The sequence below is a fragment of the Micromonospora sp. WMMD714 genome (assembly GCF_029581315.1).
GTDB classification, from domain to species: domain Bacteria; phylum Actinomycetota; class Actinomycetes; order Mycobacteriales; family Micromonosporaceae; genus Micromonospora; species Micromonospora rifamycinica.
Window position 1 is genome coordinate 2,472,386 of record NZ_CP120744.1, and the last position, 15,398, is coordinate 2,487,783.

Annotated in this window: 12 protein-coding genes; 5 read left to right on the top strand and 7 right to left on the bottom strand. The window is 73.4% G+C overall.

Annotated features, from left to right (window positions below; translation table 11 throughout):
- Position 1: 1 nt before the first annotated feature.
- Entirely contained in the window at positions 2–1,438 is a 1,437-nt protein-coding gene (locus O7625_RS11065; protein WP_282345740.1) for a hypothetical protein, read from the top strand.
- On the opposite strand, the gene O7625_RS11070 is transcribed toward O7625_RS11065, so the two are convergent.
- Entirely contained in the window at positions 1,428–4,961 is a 3,534-nt protein-coding gene (locus O7625_RS11070) for a BTAD domain-containing putative transcriptional regulator (RefSeq protein ID WP_282345742.1), read from the bottom strand. The two genes, O7625_RS11065 and O7625_RS11070, sit on opposite strands and share 11 nt — an antisense overlap.
- 480 nt (positions 4,962–5,441) lie before the next feature.
- Between O7625_RS11070 and O7625_RS11075 the strand changes: the two genes are divergently transcribed.
- Positions 5,442–6,068 (top strand): response regulator transcription factor, encoded by a 627-nt coding sequence (locus tag O7625_RS11075; protein WP_067314244.1) that lies wholly within the window; start codon positions 5,442–5,444, stop codon positions 6,066–6,068.
- 19 nt (positions 6,069–6,087) lie between these two features.
- On the top strand, positions 6,088–6,546 hold the full coding sequence (locus tag O7625_RS11080; protein WP_282345743.1) for a hypothetical protein: 459 nt from the start codon (positions 6,088–6,090) through the stop codon (positions 6,544–6,546).
- A 68-nt stretch (positions 6,547–6,614) separates the two neighbouring features.
- On the opposite strand, the gene O7625_RS11085 is transcribed toward O7625_RS11080, so the two are convergent.
- Positions 6,615–7,211, bottom strand: coding sequence for an ATP-dependent Clp protease proteolytic subunit (locus tag O7625_RS11085; RefSeq protein ID WP_067314255.1), 597 nt, complete (start codon positions 7,209–7,211; stop codon positions 6,615–6,617).
- A 135-nt stretch (positions 7,212–7,346) separates the two neighbouring features.
- Positions 7,347–7,988 carry a transcriptional regulator gene (locus O7625_RS11090; RefSeq protein ID WP_282345744.1) on the bottom strand — a complete coding sequence of 214 codons (642 nt, stop codon included), beginning with the start codon at positions 7,986–7,988 and terminating at the stop codon, positions 7,347–7,349.
- A 218-nt stretch (positions 7,989–8,206) separates the two neighbouring features.
- Here O7625_RS11090 and O7625_RS11095 point away from each other — a divergent pair, with 218 nt between their 5' ends.
- The gene (locus tag O7625_RS11095) at positions 8,207–9,223 is read left to right on the top strand and encodes a potassium channel family protein (RefSeq protein ID WP_282345745.1); all 1,017 of its coding nucleotides are present in this window, start codon (positions 8,207–8,209) and stop codon (positions 9,221–9,223) included.
- A 109-nt stretch (positions 9,224–9,332) separates the two neighbouring features.
- Here O7625_RS11095 and O7625_RS11100 read toward each other — a convergent pair whose 3' ends face one another.
- The 3 genes from O7625_RS11100 to O7625_RS11110 form a co-directional block, all read right to left on the bottom strand.
- Positions 9,333–10,367: a 2-oxoacid:ferredoxin oxidoreductase subunit beta gene (locus O7625_RS11100; protein WP_282345746.1), complete on the bottom strand. Its 1,035-nt coding sequence runs from the start codon at positions 10,365–10,367 to the stop codon at positions 9,333–9,335.
- Positions 10,360–12,207 carry a 2-oxoacid:acceptor oxidoreductase subunit alpha gene (locus tag O7625_RS11105; RefSeq protein WP_282345748.1) on the bottom strand — a complete coding sequence of 616 codons (1,848 nt, stop codon included), beginning with the start codon at positions 12,205–12,207 and terminating at the stop codon, positions 10,360–10,362. Before O7625_RS11105 ends, O7625_RS11100 begins: the two co-directional genes overlap by 8 nt.
- A gap of 258 nt (positions 12,208–12,465) precedes the next feature.
- On the bottom strand, positions 12,466–13,878 hold the full coding sequence (locus O7625_RS11110) for a hypothetical protein (protein ID WP_282345750.1): 1,413 nt from the start codon (positions 13,876–13,878) through the stop codon (positions 12,466–12,468).
- Positions 13,879–14,023: 145 nt separating this feature from the next.
- Between O7625_RS11110 and ndhC the strand changes: the two genes are divergently transcribed.
- Positions 14,024–14,401: an NADH-quinone oxidoreductase subunit A gene (ndhC, locus tag O7625_RS11115; RefSeq protein WP_282345752.1), complete on the top strand. Its 378-nt coding sequence runs from the start codon at positions 14,024–14,026 to the stop codon at positions 14,399–14,401.
- A gap of 36 nt (positions 14,402–14,437) precedes the next feature.
- On the opposite strand, the gene folP is transcribed toward ndhC, so the two are convergent.
- On the bottom strand, positions 14,438–15,307 hold the full coding sequence (gene folP / locus O7625_RS11120) for a dihydropteroate synthase (protein ID WP_067306624.1): 870 nt from the start codon (positions 15,305–15,307) through the stop codon (positions 14,438–14,440).
- Positions 15,308–15,398 lie beyond the last annotated feature (91 nt).

Below are 15,398 nucleotides of genomic sequence, written 5' to 3' on the forward strand. Positions count from 1 at the left end.
TGTGCCGAGTCGGATGCGGCTGGTCGGCTACCGACCCGATCAGCCGGTGGGCGACCCCTTCACGGTGACCGGATTCAGCGGTGCCGGCTTCCCGGAGCAGGCGACGCTGCGGGAGCTGGTCACCCCGGCGCAGCCCTACCTGGCCGGTGCCGGCATGGTCCGCGGTGACCAGCAACGGCAGCACTCCTACTGGCTGCGCTACCTGCGTCGGCTGGGCGGCCCGACCGGTCCGAAACGGGTCTGCGTGGACCTGCTGGTCCGGTTCACCACCTTCGACTACGTGGTGGCCGACATCGGGCCGGGCCCGCTGCCCTCCCGGCAGCACGCGCTGGCGGGCTTCCCCTGCTGGGGGGTCGCCGACCTGAGCGTGTCGCCGCACGCCGTCGGCGCCGGCCGCAACCCGTTCAACAAGTTCAACGAGGTGGGCTCGCTGGTCTTCGACGCCCGGCTGGAGACCGGCCATGGGACGGTGCCGGCGGTCCGGATCGGCTACCGGGTGCACCACGAGCCGACCGTGGTCGACGGTGTCCTGCTGACCCCGGCCCACGACGAGGTGGGCTCGTTCCTGGTGCACAGCGACGGGCTCTTCGAGGCGGCCGACCAGTCGTTGGCGACCCGTACCCACTTTCTCGTCACCCCGGTCAACGCCGGCGTGCACGACCGGCCGTGGGTGCCGCCGCACGCCGCCCGTCGGCCCGGCGGCACCCGCCCGGCGTGGCACGCGACCGGGCTCGCCGCCCCCCCGGCCGCCCCGGCCGAGGTGCGACCGACGCCGTACACCGACGACACCGCCGTGGTGACCGGTTTCCAGGGGCTGGACGGTCCGGAGACCCTCGCGGTACGCGACGCCGCCGGTCGGGCGCGGACGGCGATGCTGGACGCGGTGGCCCCGGAGCCCGGCGCGTTGCTGCTGACCTACCAGGCGGGGTACGCCGACCCGGGCCGGGCCGGCACGGTCCGGCTGCTGCTGGGCCTCCGGTTCGCCGTGCACCGGTACCTGGTCGCCCCGGCCGGCGTCGACGGCAGCGGCGTCGAGCGACCCCCCGAGGACGGCGACGTCGACATCGACGCCTACTACGGCGACGACCCGACGACCAACCGGGAGGCGTGGCCGGTGCTGTGGCACCGGGGGCGGCGGCACCCCGGTCTGCGGCAGGTCGCGCTCCTGGTGGCGGGGGCCGACGGCGGGCCGGGCGGGGGCGGTCCCGAACCGGTGCGCAACAGCACCGGCTCCCGGATCCGGCTGGCCCTCACCCCCGAGTGGGAGCCGGGCGACGACGACCACGCGCCGGAGCTGCGGGTCCGTTGGGCAGCGTCGCACTCCGACGACTCGTCCCCGGTCGAGGGCCGGTTGGCGTTCCGGGTGGACGAGGCGGGTCGGCCCACCCTGACCCCGCTGGACGAGGAGAGCCGCCGCCACTTCACCGTCACGGGTTGACCGGCAGCTCCTCGTCGACCACCGGCTGGACCCGCCGGGCCAGCTCGGCCGTCTCGCGCCGGTAGGACGACTGCTGGGCGGCGTCGATGCCGCCGGCCGGGCCGAGCGCGACGAGCAGTCGCAGCGCGCGGACCTGGCCGAGCAGGTGCCCGGTCTCCCGGTGGATCGCCAGCGCCTCCTCGGCGGTCCGGGCCGCGGTCATCGGGCCGGTGGCCTGCATCGCCTCGGCCGCGACCACCATCGCGTGCCCCTCCCAGACCCGGTAGCCGGCGGTACGGGCCACCCGCCGGGCCTGCCGGGCCAGCGCCAGCGCCTCCACCGGGTCGCTGTCGCGGTACACCTCGGCCAGCCCGATCAGCGCCTCGACCTCCTCACCCCGGGCACCGCCGGCCCGGGCGAGTTCGAGCGCCCGCCGGTGTTCGGTGGTCGCGGCCGGATCGCCGTCGCGCAGGTGGATCGCGCCCAGCACGTTGCGGGCGGCAGCCTGCTGGGCGGTGTCGCCGATCAGCTCGGCGAGGGTCAGCGCCTCGGTGGCCAGCTCGGCCGCCGGCCCCAGCTCCCCGGTCTGTACGCGCAGCGCCGCCAGCCGGCGCAGGCTCTCGGTCTCGGTCGGCCGGTAGCCGGTCCGCCGGCTCAGCTCCAGCGCCTCCCGCAGGTGGTCGAGCGCCTCGCCGTGCCGGCCGAGGGCGTGCTGCACCTCGCCCAGGTTGCTCAGGCTGATCCCGGCGCTCATCCACATGCCGGTGCTGCGGGTCAGCGCCAGGGCCTGCCGGAAGACCTCGGCGGCCTCGTGGAGCCGGCCCATGTCGCGGTAGATGACGCCGAGGTTGCCGAGGCTGGTGCTGAGCCGTTCGGGGCCGCCCAGGCGTTCGTGGATGCTCACCGCCAGCCGGGTCAGCTCCGCCCCCTCGGCGAGCCGACCGGCCCGCAGGTGCACCAGCCCGCAGGTGCCGTACGCCGCCGCCAGGCCCTCCGGCCAGGCCGCCCGGTGCGCCGCGTCGATCATCGCGGTGGCGTGGGACAGGCCCACCTCGTACTCGCCGCGGCGCAGGTGCAGGCTGGCCAGCCCGAGCCGGCTGGCGGCCTCGCCGGCATGGTCGCCGGCCTGCTGGGCGGCGCGCAGCGCGCTGGCCGCGGCGACCAGTCCGTCGCTGTGCGGGCGGAACTGGTAGTAGCCGCGCAGCGCGTCCGGGATCCGCCAGGCGGCCGGGTCGGCGTCGTTCCCGGCGGCGTGCGCGATCACCCGCATCAGGTTGGGGTGCTCGTCCTCCAGCCAGGCCATCGCCTCGGCGGCGTCCCGGAACGGCGTCCCGGCGACCGGCCCGGCCCGGTCCGGGGGCAACCGCACCAGGTGGGGGTAGACCGCGGCGGCGGCGTCGTCGGCCCGCTGCCGGTACCAGCCGTAGAGGCGTCCGGTGGCGGAGCGCAGGTCCGGTGCGGGGTCCTCCGCGGTGGCCCGCTCCAGGGCGTAGATCCGCAGCAGGTCGTGGAAGGCGTACCGGCCGGGGGTGACCTGCTGGACGAGGTGCGCGGCGGCGAGCCGGTCCAGCTCGCGGGTGGCGGCCGGCTCGTCGATCCCGGCCAGCGCGGCGGCGGCGGCCACCGTGACGTCCGTGCCCGGCGCGGTCCCCAGCAGCCGGAAGAGCCGGCGGGCCGGGGCGGGCAGCGCGGCGTACGACAGGTCGAAGGCGGCCCGCACGGCCGCCTGGTCGTCGCCCTCGATGCGCAGGCCGGCGAGCCGGTTGCCGGCGGTCAACCGGGCGGCGTGTGCGCTGATCGACTGCTCGGGCTGGTCGATCAGGTTGGCGGCGGCGATCCGCAGGGCCAGGGGCAGCCGGGCACAGACCGTCGCCAGCTCGGTGATCTCGCCTGGGCGGGCCACCCGTCCGGTCGGGAGGATCCGGGTGAGCAGGGTGCTGGCCTCGGACGCGGTGAGCACGTCGAGGTCGATGCGTCGTGCGCCGTCGACCGCGACGAGCCCGCTGAGCCGGTCCCGGCTGGTGATCAGCGCCAGGCAGCCGGTGCTTCCCGGCAGCAGCGGGCGTACCTGGTCGGCGCTGGCGGCGTTGTCCAGCAGCACCAGCATCCGGCGACCGTCCAGCATGGTGCGTAGCAGCGCGGCGGCCTGCCCGGTGTCGACCGGCACCTGCTCGGCCGGTACGCCGAGCGCGTGCAGGAACCCGGCGAGGGCCTCCGCCGCGGGGACCGGGCTGGCCGCCGAGTAGCCGCGCAGGTTGACGTAGAGCTGCCCGTCCGGAAAGTGCCGGCGGACCCGGTGCGCCCAGTGCACCGCCAGGGCGGTCTTGCCGACCCCGGCCATTCCGGTGACGGCGGAGACGACCACCGGCCCGCCGTCCACCGTCGCCCTGGCCAGCAGCGTGTCGAGGGCGGCCAGCTGGGCGCTCCGCCCGGTGAAGTAGGCGACGTCGGCCGGCAACTGCGCCGGGAGCCGGTGCCGGGGTGGGCGGGGCGGCGGCACCTCGACCCGGGGTGGTGCCGTCTCGGCGGGCGTCGGCCCGGTGCCGCCCGCCGGGCTGCCCGCGCGGGCGACCGCCCGGGGCAGGTCCTGGCGCAGGATGCGCAGCTGCGCCTCGCGCAGCTCCGGGCCGGGCTCCACGCCGAGTTGCTCGGCGAGCCGGTCCCGCAGCCGGCGGTGCAGCGTCAACGCGCGGGCCTGCTGGCCGCAGGCGGCCAGGGCGAGCATCAGCCGGGCGTGCACCTGTTCGTGCAGCGGTTCGTGGCGGGCCACCGCGTGCAGCTCCCGGACCGCCCGCTCGGGCAGGCCCAGGTCGACGGCGAGGGTCGCGTAGGTGACGGCGGTGGCGATGCGCCGCCGGTTCAGGGCGGCGGCGACCGGGTGCTGGGTGAGGCTCGGCGCGGCGTCGGCCAGCACCGGCCCCCGCCACAGCGCCAACGCTCCGGCCAGCCGGTCCAGGCTCGGCAGGTCGCCCGCGACGCTGCCCTCGGCGCGTTCGATGGCGGTGGCGAACTGGCTCAGGTCGAGCTGGGAGGGGTCCACCCGGAGCCGGTACCCGCCGCCGACGTGGGTGATGGTGGTGGTGCCCCCGGGGCGGTCCAGTACCCGGCGCAGCCGGGCGACGTAGGTGTGGACGAGGTTGAGGCAGCTGTCCGGCGGGTCGTGACCCCAGAGCACGTCGACGATCTCATGGCGGGACACGATCGCGTCCGGGTGCAGGGCGAGCAGGCCGAGCAGCATCCGTTGGCGGTTGGAACCGAGTGCGACCGGTTCCGCCCCGACCTGGATCCGCAGCGGGCCGAGCACGTCGATCCGGAGGGTCTGCGGTGGCGTCGGGGCCGGTGGCGCGGGGCCCGGTGGCTTCCGTGGGGGCAGGCCGACGGCGTCGGCGATGCGTCGGAGGGACTCGGCCCGGGGGTTGCGCACCCGACCCTGCTCGATGTCACGCACCGCCCGGACACTGATCCCCGCCCGTTCGGCCAACTGCTCCTGGGTCAGTCCGGCATCCAGTCGTCGTCGTCGGATCTCACCGCCGCTGTCGGCCATCAACGGGCCTCCCTGTCATGGCTGCGCGTCCGTCCCACCAGCGCCGCCAGCACACGATTCTGCCGGTTGGCCGGTCGGATGACCATGATCTTCGACACTGAATCACCGGGTTCCATCCTGGCCAAACCTGCCGATCGGGCAGTGCTGGCCGCCCTGTGGGGCAACGGTTCTGCCGGTTCTGCCGGTGCTCCGCCGGCTCGCTTTCGAACATTCGTATATTTGGCCAGCTCAAAACGTTGTTGTGCGGCAAGGACATCGATGTGGTGGCGTCCAGTCGGCCTCCAGTGCGCGGCCGGCCGCCCTCTCTACCGTGGACGACGGACACCGCCACCACCCGCTGGCCGGTGTCCACTCGGCGAAGCGACTCCCACCCGGTCACGGAACCGTTCGGCACCGGCCTCCGGACCACCGATCTGTCCCCCTGCTGAACGGCAGCCTGGCAGCTGACGCTCTCTTCAGCCCGGAAGCTAAGGAACCGCCATGAACGGACGTGCCCAGACCTACATCCGTACCCCAGACCCGATCTCCACGGCCGGGATCACCGCGGCGCTGCGCGGCCGGGCCGAGATCGAGGTCGTCCCCGCCCAGATGATCACCGCCGAGACCGTCGGGGTGGTCGCCGCCGACACCCTCGACCACGACACGCTCGACGTGCTCAGGGCCGTCCGCCGGTTGGGCTGCCGGCGCTTCGTGCTGGTCGCGACCGTCGAGTCGGACTCGGCGCTGATCCCCGCGGTGGAGCTCGGGGTACGCGCCCTCGCCTCCCGCGCCGAGGCCACCGGTCACCGGCTGGCCCAGCTCGTGGTCAGCACCGCCTCCGGAGGCGCGGCGATGCCCCCGGAGGTGCTCGGACTGCTGGTCAAGCAGGTGACCCGGCTGCAGCAGACGGTGCTCGCCCCGCGCGGCATCGACGTCAACGGGCTCTCGGTCCGGGAGAGCGAGATCCTCCGGCTGGTGGCCGACGGGATGGACACCCGGGAGGTGGCGACCCGGTTGAGCTACTCGGAGCGGACCGTCAAGAACGTGCTGCACGACATCACCAGCCGGTTCCAGCTGCGCAACCGGACGCACGCGGTAGCGTACGCGGTCCGGGAGGGGCTGATCTGACGGTCGAGGAGGGTCCGACGTGCCGCACGGACGCGACGACGGGCGGCGGGTGACCCGGGGTGACCTGGGCGCCTGGCTGATCAAGGGCAACGCCGACCTGGTCGACCTGACCGGCCGGTTCGCCCGGGATCCCCGGGTGACGAGCTGGTGCGTACGCCCCGGCTACCGGGCCCGGCTGATGGGGGCCGGTCAGCCCGTGGTCTTCTGGGCCAGCGGCAGCCGGGGGCGGTTGCCCTACGGCGTGTGGGGGATCGGGCGGCTCACCGGCGAGCCGGTGCCCGGCGCGGACGTCCGGGCACCCTGGACGGTGCCGCTGGACCTGACCATCCTGCCCGAGGCGGGTCGGCTGTCCCGGGACCGGCTGCGGGCCGATCCCCGGCTGGCCGGGCTGGAGGTGTTCCGCCAGCCGCAGGCGGCCAACCCGTCGTACCTGACCCGGGCGCAGTTCGCCGCCCTCGTCGACCACCTGCCCGGTTAGCCCCGCGCACAGCCGCTCCGGCCCCACCGCCAGGACGGCCCGGCCGGGCCGCCGCCCCAAGGCTGCGGTCAGCCGGGAAGCTGGTCGACCCGGGTGAGCACCCGGTCGATCAGGCCGTACTCCCGGGCCTGCTCGGCGGTGAACCACCGGTCCCGGTCCCAGTCGGCCTGGATCTCGTCGAGGCCGCGCCCGCTGTGCTCGGCGATCAGCTCCTGCATGGTCCGCTTCACGTGCAGCATGTTCTCCGCCTGGATGGTGATGTCGGCGGCGGTGCCCCCCATCCCCCCGGACGGCTGGTGCATCATGATCCGCGCGTGCGGCAGGGCGAACCGCTTGCCCGCGGCCCCCGCACAGAGCAGGAACTGCCCCATCGACCCGGCGAACCCCAGGGCCAGGGTGGCCACGTCGTTGCGGACGTACCGCATGGTGTCGTAGACGGCCATGCCGGCGCTGACCGAGCCACCGGGCGAGTTGATGTAGAGGTAGATGTCCCGCTTGCTGTCCTCGGCGGCCAGCAGCAGGATCTGCGCGCAGATCTGGTTGGCCGAGGCGTCGGTGACCTCGGTGCCGAGGAAGATGATCCGTTCCCGCAGCAGCCGCTCGAAGACCTGGTCGCCGAAGGCCGGCTGACCGCCGTCCAGCATCCGCACGTCGTACCCGATCATGGTGACCACCCTCCGCGTCGCCGGCGGGCGGCCTCGCTCCGCCCGGGGGCCGGCGGGTCCAGCCTGCGCCGTCGGGCGGCCGTCACCCCAGCCTTTCTGCCCCCGGCAGATCTGCCCTCGGCAGAACCGGCCGGCCTAGCCGACGGGGCTGCGCCGCCGGCCCGCACCGGCCCGTCGGCGCGCCGGCACCCCGGCGGTACGCGCGGCGCGGCGGCCGGCCGACCCGACGGCGATCACCCGGACGGGCACGGCGACCGTCGTCACCACGCATCCGGATCCGCCGACGACCGAGACCCCGAGCCCGGCCCCGGCCCTGCCCACGGTCGCCATCGCGGCCTCGGCGATGGTGGTCCCGCCGCCCATGCCGACGGTCGCCGTCCCGGTCCCGCCGATCCTGCCGACGGTGGTCATCCCGACCCCGCCGACGGTGGTCACCCCGATCCTGCCGACGGTGGCCGCGCCGGAGCCGGTCCGGCCCTGGCGGGCGGCGGGTATCCGGTCCAGCCGGGTGAGGCTGCCGCCCGGCGGGACGGGAACCCGACGCTCGACCCGGCGCAGCTCGTCGCGGGCCTCTTCGAGCAGGTCGGACAGGTTGATGCCGAGCGCCCGGCAGATCGCCGCCAGCACCTCGGAGGAGGCCTCCTTGCGCCCGCGCTCGACCTCGGAGAGGTAGGGCAGGGACACCCCGGCGGCGGCGGCCACCTCGCGCAGGGTGCGGCGCTGACGCAGCCGTACCCGACGCAGTACCCCGCCGATCACCCGACGCAGCAGCGACATGCGGGCCTCCTCGTGGCCGGTGTCCGGAACCCCTCCCATCATGCCCCGTCGGCGGCCCCGGTACCGGCCCGGCGGGACCGACCGTCGCCACCCGTTGCGGCGGTCCCCGGGGTGACGGGACACTCACCGGTGGTGCGGTCGCCGGCCCGGCGGGTCGACCTGCCTGGTAACCGCTATGTTGTGCTCGTGCAGGCGACCCAGGGGGAGCAGGACCGACGGTGATCCATTTCCCGGCGCAGCGGCGGGGTCCGCTCAGCGCGTTGAGTCTCCGCCTGGCCGCCGCCCTCGGCCTGGTCCTGCTCACCGTCGCGGTGGTCTATCTGGACCGCGACGGCTACCGCGACGTGGACGAGAACGGGCTGACCCTGCTCGACTGCTTCTACTACACGGTGGTGACCCTCTCCACCACCGGGTACGGCGACATCACCCCGTACGCGCAGTCGGCCCGGCTGGTGAACGTCCTGTTCATCACCCCGGCCCGGGTGATCTTCCTGATCATCCTGGTCGGCACCACCCTGGAAGTCCTGACCGAGCAGTACCGGACCGGCCGTCGGCTGGGTCGGTGGAGGAGAACCGTGAAGGACCACGTCATCATCTGCGGCTACGGCACCAAGGGCCGCAGCGCGGTCTCCGCCCTGCTGGAGAACGGTCTGGACAAGTCCCGGATCGTGGTGGTGGAGCGCAGCGGCACCGCGCTGCGCCAGGCCACCTCGGCCGGGCTGGTCGCCATCGAGGGCTCCGCGACCCGCTCCTCGGTGCTGGAGGAGGCGCACGTCCGCAACGCCAAGGCCGTCATCATCGCCACCGACAGCGACGACGCCTCGGTGCTGGTGGCGCTGACCACCCGGCAGCTCACCGCCGGTCAGGTACGGATCATCGCGGCGGTCCGGGAGGCCGAGAACGCCCCGCTGCTGCGGCAGAGCGGCGCGCACCACGTGATCGTCTCCTCGGCGACCGCCGGTCGGCTGCTCGGCCTCTCCACCTCGGCCCCACCGCTGATCGACGTGGTGGAGGACCTGCTCACCCCCGGTCAGGGGATGGCGCTGGCGATGCGTTCCGCCGAGCGGCACGAGGTGGGCAAGTCTCCCCGCGAGCTGGAGTCCCTGGTCATCGCGCTGGTACGGCGGGGCAAGGTGGTCACCCTGGCGGACCGGGCCGGCGCGGTGATCGAGACCGGCGACATGCTCGTGCACGTTCGCGACGACCGTCCCACCGCCACCGCCACCCCCTCCTGACCGACCCGTACCGCCTTCCGGGCCTTCGCACCGCCCCCGGCGGTCCGCCGACGCCGACGTGGCCGTGCCCCCGACCCCGGGGCACGGCCACGTCGCACTGCTCGGTCGACTAGCTGATCGTCCAGGTGTCGCCGGTGTGGAGGAGGGTGGTGAGTTGTTGTTCGGGGGTGTGGGTGGTGGTGTTTTTGGCGGTGGTGATTTGGTGTTGGACGGTGGTGTCGTAGGTGGGTCGGTTGATGTGGCGGAGGATGCCGATGGGGGTGTTGCGGAGGTCGTGTTGGGGGAGGCGGGTGAGGGCGAAGGCGTAGGCGGGGTCGGTGATGGTGGTGTCGTGGGTGACGATGTCTTCGGGTGGGGTGGTGGCGGTGTCGCGGATTTCGAGGCCGAAGCCGTGGGGTGGGTGGACGACGCAGTGTTGCCGGTCGCGGCCGAAGGTGATGGGTTGGCCGTGTTCGAGGGGGATGAGGTAGTCGTCGCGGGTGTCGGGTTGTTTGAGTTGGTCGAAGGCGCCGTCGTTGAAGATGTTGCAGTTTTGGTAGATCTCGACGAAGGCGGTGCCGTGGTGTTGGGCGGCGGCGCGCAGGACGGTTTGGAGGTGTTTGCGGTCGGAGTCGATGGTGCGGGCGACGAAGGTGGCTTCGGCTCCGAGGGCGAGGGAGAGGGGGTTGAAGGGGGCGTCGGCGCTGCCGGCGGGGGTGGATTTGGTGATTTTGCCGGTTTCGCTGGTGGGGGAGTATTGGCCTTTGGTGAGGCCGTAGATGCGGTTGTTGAAGAGCAGGATTTTCAGGTTGACGTTGCGGCGCAGGGCGTGGATGAGGTGGTTGCCGCCGATGGACAGGGCGTCGCCGTCGCCGGTGACGACCCAGACGGACAGGTCGGGGCGGGTGACGGCGAGGCCGGTGGCGATGGCGGGGGCGCGGCCGTGGATGGAGTGCATCCCGTAGGTGTTCATGTAGTAGGGGAAGCGGGATGAGCAGCCGATGCCGGAGATGAAGACGGTGTTTTCGCGGGGGATGTTGAGTTCGGGCATGAATTGTTGGATGGCGGCGAGGATGGCGTAGTCGCCGCAGCCGGGGCACCAGCGGACTTCCTGGTCGGATTTGAAGTCTTTGGTGGTGAGTTTCACGGCGACGGGTTCAGGCATTTTTGCAGACCTCTTCCAGCATCGTCTCCAGTTCGGCGGCGGTGAAGGGTAGGCCGCGGACCTGGTTGTAGGTGATCGCGTCGATCAGGTAGCGGGCGCGGATGACCTGGGCGAGTTGGCCGAGGTTCATCTCGGGGATGACGACCCGGTCGTAGGTGGTGAGGATGTCGCCGAGGTTGGCCGGGAGGGGGTTGAGGTGGCGTAGGTGGGCCTGGGCGATGGGTTGGCCGCGGTGGCGCAGGGTGCGGCAGGCGGCGCCGATGGGGCCGTAGGTGGAGCCCCAGCCGAGGACGAGGGTCCGGGCGGTGCCGTCGGGGTCGTCGACGTCGAGGTCGGGGACGTCGATGGCGTCGATGCGGGCGGCGCGGGTGCGGACCATGAAGTCGTGGTTGGCGGGGTCGTAGGAGATGTCGCCGGTCTTGTCGGCTTTCTCCAGGCCGCCGATGCGGTGTTGCAGTCCGGGGGTGCCGGGGACGGCCCAGGGGCGGGCCAGGGTGGCCGGGTCGCGTAGGTAGGGCAGGAACGTGACGCCGTCGTCGTGGTTGGGGGTGGTGGCGAAGTCGACGCGGAGGTCGGGGAGGTCGGCGACGTCGGGGAGGAGCCAGGGTTCGGAGCCGTTGGCGACGTAGTTGTCCGACAGCAGGATCACCGGGGTGCGGTAGGTCACGGCGATGCGGGCGGCTTCCAGGGCGGCGTGGAAACAGTCCGAGGGGGACTTCGCGGCGATGACCGCGACGGGTGCTTCGCCGTGGCGGCCGTGCAACGCCATGTTCAGGTCGGCCTGTTCGGTTTTCGTGGGCAGCCCGGTCGACGGGCCGGCGCGTTGCACGTCCACGATGACCAACGGTAGTTCCAGGGCCACGGCCAGGGAGATCGTCTCGGATTTCAGGGCGACCCCGGGGCCGCTGGTCGTGGTGACGCCGAGGGCGCCGCCGTAGGAGGCGCCCAGGGCGGCGCCGACCGCGGCGATCTCGTCTTCGGCCTGCATGGTGACCACACCGAGGCTCTTGTGTTTCGACAACTCGTGCAGGATGTCCGACGCCGGAGTGATCGGGTACGCGCCGAGGAACACCGGCAGACCCGACCGGACCCCGGCGGCGACCAACCCCAACGACAGGGCGGCGTTACCGGTGATGTTGCGGTAGGTGCCCGGGAGCATCTTCGCGGGTTTCACCTCGTACCGCACCGAGAACGAGTCGGTGGTCTCGCCGTAGTTCCAGCCCGCCTTGAACGCGGCGATGTTCGCCGCGACGAGATCCGGACGCTTGGTGAACTTCCGCTCCAGGAACCGCAACGTCGACTCGTACGGCCGGGAGTACATCCACGACAACAACCCGAGCGCGAACATGTTCTTCGCCCGCTCGGCGTCTTTCTTCGACACCGACAACTCTGCCAGGGCCCCGACGGTCATCGACGTCAACGCCACCGGATGCACCACGAACCCGTCCAGCGTGTCGTCGTCCAACGGCGACACCGCATACCCGACCTTCACCAGGTTCCGCTTCGTGAACTCGTCGGTGTTCACGATGATGTCCGCACCCCGACGCAGATCCGCCAGGTTCGCCTTCAACGCCGCCGGGTTCATCGCGACCAGGACGTTCGGCGCGTCACCCGGCGTCAAAATGTCGTAATCGGCGAAATGAACCTGGAAACTCGACACCCCCGGCAACGTCCCCGCAGGCGCCCGGATCTCCGCCGGGAAATTCGGCAACGTCGAAATATCATTACCCAACTGCGCCGTCTCCGAGGTGAACCTGTCCCCCGTCAACTGCATCCCATCACCCGAGTCACCCGCAAAACGGATCACCACCCGGTCCAACTGACGGATCTGCTTGGTCACGTCTGCACCTCGCTTCGCTCGGCCCCGCCGCGCGCGCGGCTGCACATGATGGTGACCCCGTCTTGCCAGGCCACGTGACCTCCCTGGTGCGCCGCTGCGCCCGGTCCGCCCGTGGGCTGGCCCGGCCCGCTGTCGTCTCTCGCTGCGAGCCTACGTCCCGGGCTTAGGGCAACCTTGGTGGAGGTCCGACACCTGGGAAGCTGGCCGGCGGCATTTGGGGAATTATACGGCGTTTTGGGATGGCGGCCGTAACTGAGATCACCGCCCGCTCGGGCCGCCGCCGGCCCCCTCGTCCGCCGCCCGTTCGGCCATCCGTCGCCGCAGCGAACCGGTGGCCAGCACGAGGGCCAGCGCCACCAGCAGGACAGAGACCACGATCAGTGCCAGCGCGGTGCGCCGGCCGGCGGACGTCCCGCCGAGGTCGGCGGCCACGCCCTGGGCCGCGATCAGACCCTGCGAGCCGGTCGGCGCGGGGGTGCCCACCACCGGGGTGGCCAGCGCGGCGGCGGCGGTGATCCGGAAGCTCATCCGGAGCTGACGGGCCGGCCCGCTCGCCGGCTCCAGCCGCCCGGTCAACGCGCCGGCCAGCGGGGCCGCGCGCTGGGCGTCCGGGGTGGCGGCGACGGTGAACCGGAGCGTCGCCGTCCGCCCCGCCGCCAGCACGCCCAGGTCGCACCGGGTGCGGGTGGGTGACCCCGGCGTGCAGCCGGCCGGTGCGCTCAGCACGCTGACACCCGCCGGCAGTGCCACCTCGATCTGCCCGTCGGCGGCCACGCTGCCGGTGTTGCCCAGGTGGGCGGCGAGCGCGGTGGGTCCGCCACCGATGTCGAAGACCACCTCGTCGGCGTCCAGCAGGATGCCGGGCACCGGCGGACCGGGCGGTAGGAGGACCGCGAAGCCCTCGTCGTCCTGGGCGGTGTCGCCGTCGCCCGGCCCGGTCGCGGTGACCCGCACCGTGCCGCCCAGCGGGAGCTGTCGCCAGGCGGTGCCGCTGACCCGTACCCGGATCAGGCTGTCGAACCGGTCGCCCGGCGCGGTGCTCCACTCGCCGCAGTGCCAGCTGTCGTCGCCGGTCGCCGCGCAACCCGGCGTGCCGGCGTCGGTGAGCCCGACCGGCAGCGTGTACGCCAGCCGCAACCGTTCCGGCACGGCACCGGTGTTGGTGACGGTGACCCGCAGGGTGGTGACCGTGCTCGGGGCGTCCCAGTACCGGGCGTCGAGGGTGACGTCCCCGGTGGTGACCCGGACCCCGACCCGGTCGGCGCCCGGCTGGTGGGGGTTCGGCCCGCGGGGTGGCGCGGATCTGCTGGGCGGCGGCTTCGGGCGCGGTGTGGTGGCCGTGGGGGCCGGTGCGGTGGTCCCCGGTGCCGTGCCGGTCGGCTCCGGCGCGGTGCCGGTCGGCTCCGGGCCGGGCGGCAGCGTCGGCGGCACGGCGGTCGGGGCCGGTGCGGTCGCCGTCGGCTCGCCCGGGGGCGCGGTGCCCTCCGGCGGCCCGCCGCCGGAGGTGGACGGGCCGGTGACCGCCCGCTGCGCGCCGGTGGCGGCCGTGGCCAGGCCCGGCGACATCCCGAGCGCGACCGCCAGCCCGGCCGTCAGCACCGCCCCGAGGACCAGGGCGGGGGTACGCCGGGCGGGGAACCGCCGAACGGCACGCGTGTCCCTGCCGGGCATCTGACCTCCGTGACTCGGGGTGCCGTTCATTATTCGGTAACAGTTGCCGGGTGGCACCAGTCCCTGCGGAAAAGAAACCGCCCGCCGTCTCCGGGTGGCCGGCACGGCGTCCGGACCGGCACGCCGCCCGGTAGGCTGGCCCACCGTGACCGGTTACCTGGGCTCGTACGCGACGCTCGGGCTGTTGCTGCTCGCCGCCGCCCTCTTCTTCGTTACGGCGTTCTCTGCCAACCGGGTGTTACGTCCCCGCCGGCCCGCCGACCCGGCCGGCAAGCGGGCCGGTTACGAATGCGGCCTCGACCCGGTCGGCGGCGACTGGGCACAGATGCAGATCCGCTACTACGTGTACGCGTACCTGTACGTGCTGTTCGCGGTCGAGGCGGTCTTCCTCTTCCCCTGGGCGCTGGTCTTCGACCGGCCCGGTTTCGGCGCGGTGACGGTCGCCGAGATGGGCGTCTTCGTGGCCGTGGTCGCGCTCGGCATCCTCTACGCCTGGCGCAAGCGCATCCTGCGCTGGACCTGACCACCCCACCTGTCGGGCCGCCGCGCCGCGCGGCGGTCAGGCCAGGCCGCGCCGGGTGGCGGCGGGGGGCCGGTCGCCCCGGATCGAGGCCACCATGTCGAGCACCCGGCGGGTCGGGAGCACCTGGTGGGCACGGAACACCCGGGCACCGAGCCAGGCCGACACCGCCGTCGCCGCCAGGGTGCCCTCCAGCCGTTCCGGCACCGGCAGGTCCAGCGTCTCGCCGATGAAGTCCTTGTTCGACAACGCCACCAGCAGCGGCCAGCCGGTGCCGGACAACTCGTCCAACCGGCGGGTGATCTCCAACGAGTGCCGGGTGTTCTTGCCGAAGTCGTGCGCGGGGTCGATCAGGATGCCGTCGGGCCGTACCCCCAGGGCCACCGCGCGCTCGGCGAGCCCGGTGACCGTGGTGACCACGTCGGCGACCACGTCGGGGAAGGCCGCCCGGTGCGGCCGGGTCCGGGGTGCGAGGCCACCGGCGTGCGAGCAGACCAGCCCGGCGCCGGTCTCGGCGGCCACCCGGGCGAGCGCCGGATCCGCCCCCGACCAGGTGTCGTTGAGCAGGTCCGCACCGGCCGCCACCGCCTCGACCGCCACCTCGGCCCGCCAGGTGTCGATCGAGATGACCACCCCGGGGAAGGCGGCCCGGACGGCGGCGATGGTGTCCACCGTCCGGCGGATCTCCTCGGCCACGTCGACCTCGTCGCCCGGCCCGGCCTTCACCCCGCCGATGTCGATGATCTCCGCGCCCTCGGCGACCGCCCGCTCCACCGCCCGCAACGCGCTGTCCTGCGCGAAGGTGGCGCCCCGGTCGAAGAACGAGTCGGGCGTCCGGTTGACGATCGCCATCACCACCGGCTCGCCCGGGGCGAACGTCCGCCCCCCGAGCCGCAGCGCCCCGGCCAATTCCGCCTCCCGCAGGTCACCGGCCGGACCACCCGACCGGTGCCGACGCTATCCGGTCGCCGACCACGCCCCGGCCCCGGTACGGCACGGG

Coding starts and splice junctions, on each gene's coding strand:
- O7625_RS11090 (WP_282345744.1), bottom strand. CDS start 7,988: ATGTCGCTGCTGCGTCGGGTGATCGGCGGGGTACTGCGTCGGGTACGG.
- O7625_RS11085 (WP_067314255.1), bottom strand. CDS start 7,211: ATGATCGGGTACGACGTGCGGATGCTGGACGGCGGTCAGCCGGCCTTC.
- O7625_RS11075 (WP_067314244.1), top strand. CDS start 5,442: ATGAACGGACGTGCCCAGACCTACATCCGTACCCCAGACCCGATCTCC.
- O7625_RS11110 (WP_282345750.1), bottom strand. CDS start 13,878: ATGCCCGGCAGGGACACGCGTGCCGTTCGGCGGTTCCCCGCCCGGCGT.
- O7625_RS11100 (WP_282345746.1), bottom strand. CDS start 10,367: ATGCCTGAACCCGTCGCCGTGAAACTCACCACCAAAGACTTCAAATCC.
- O7625_RS11070 (WP_282345742.1), bottom strand. CDS start 4,961: ATGGCCGACAGCGGCGGTGAGATCCGACGACGACGACTGGATGCCGGA.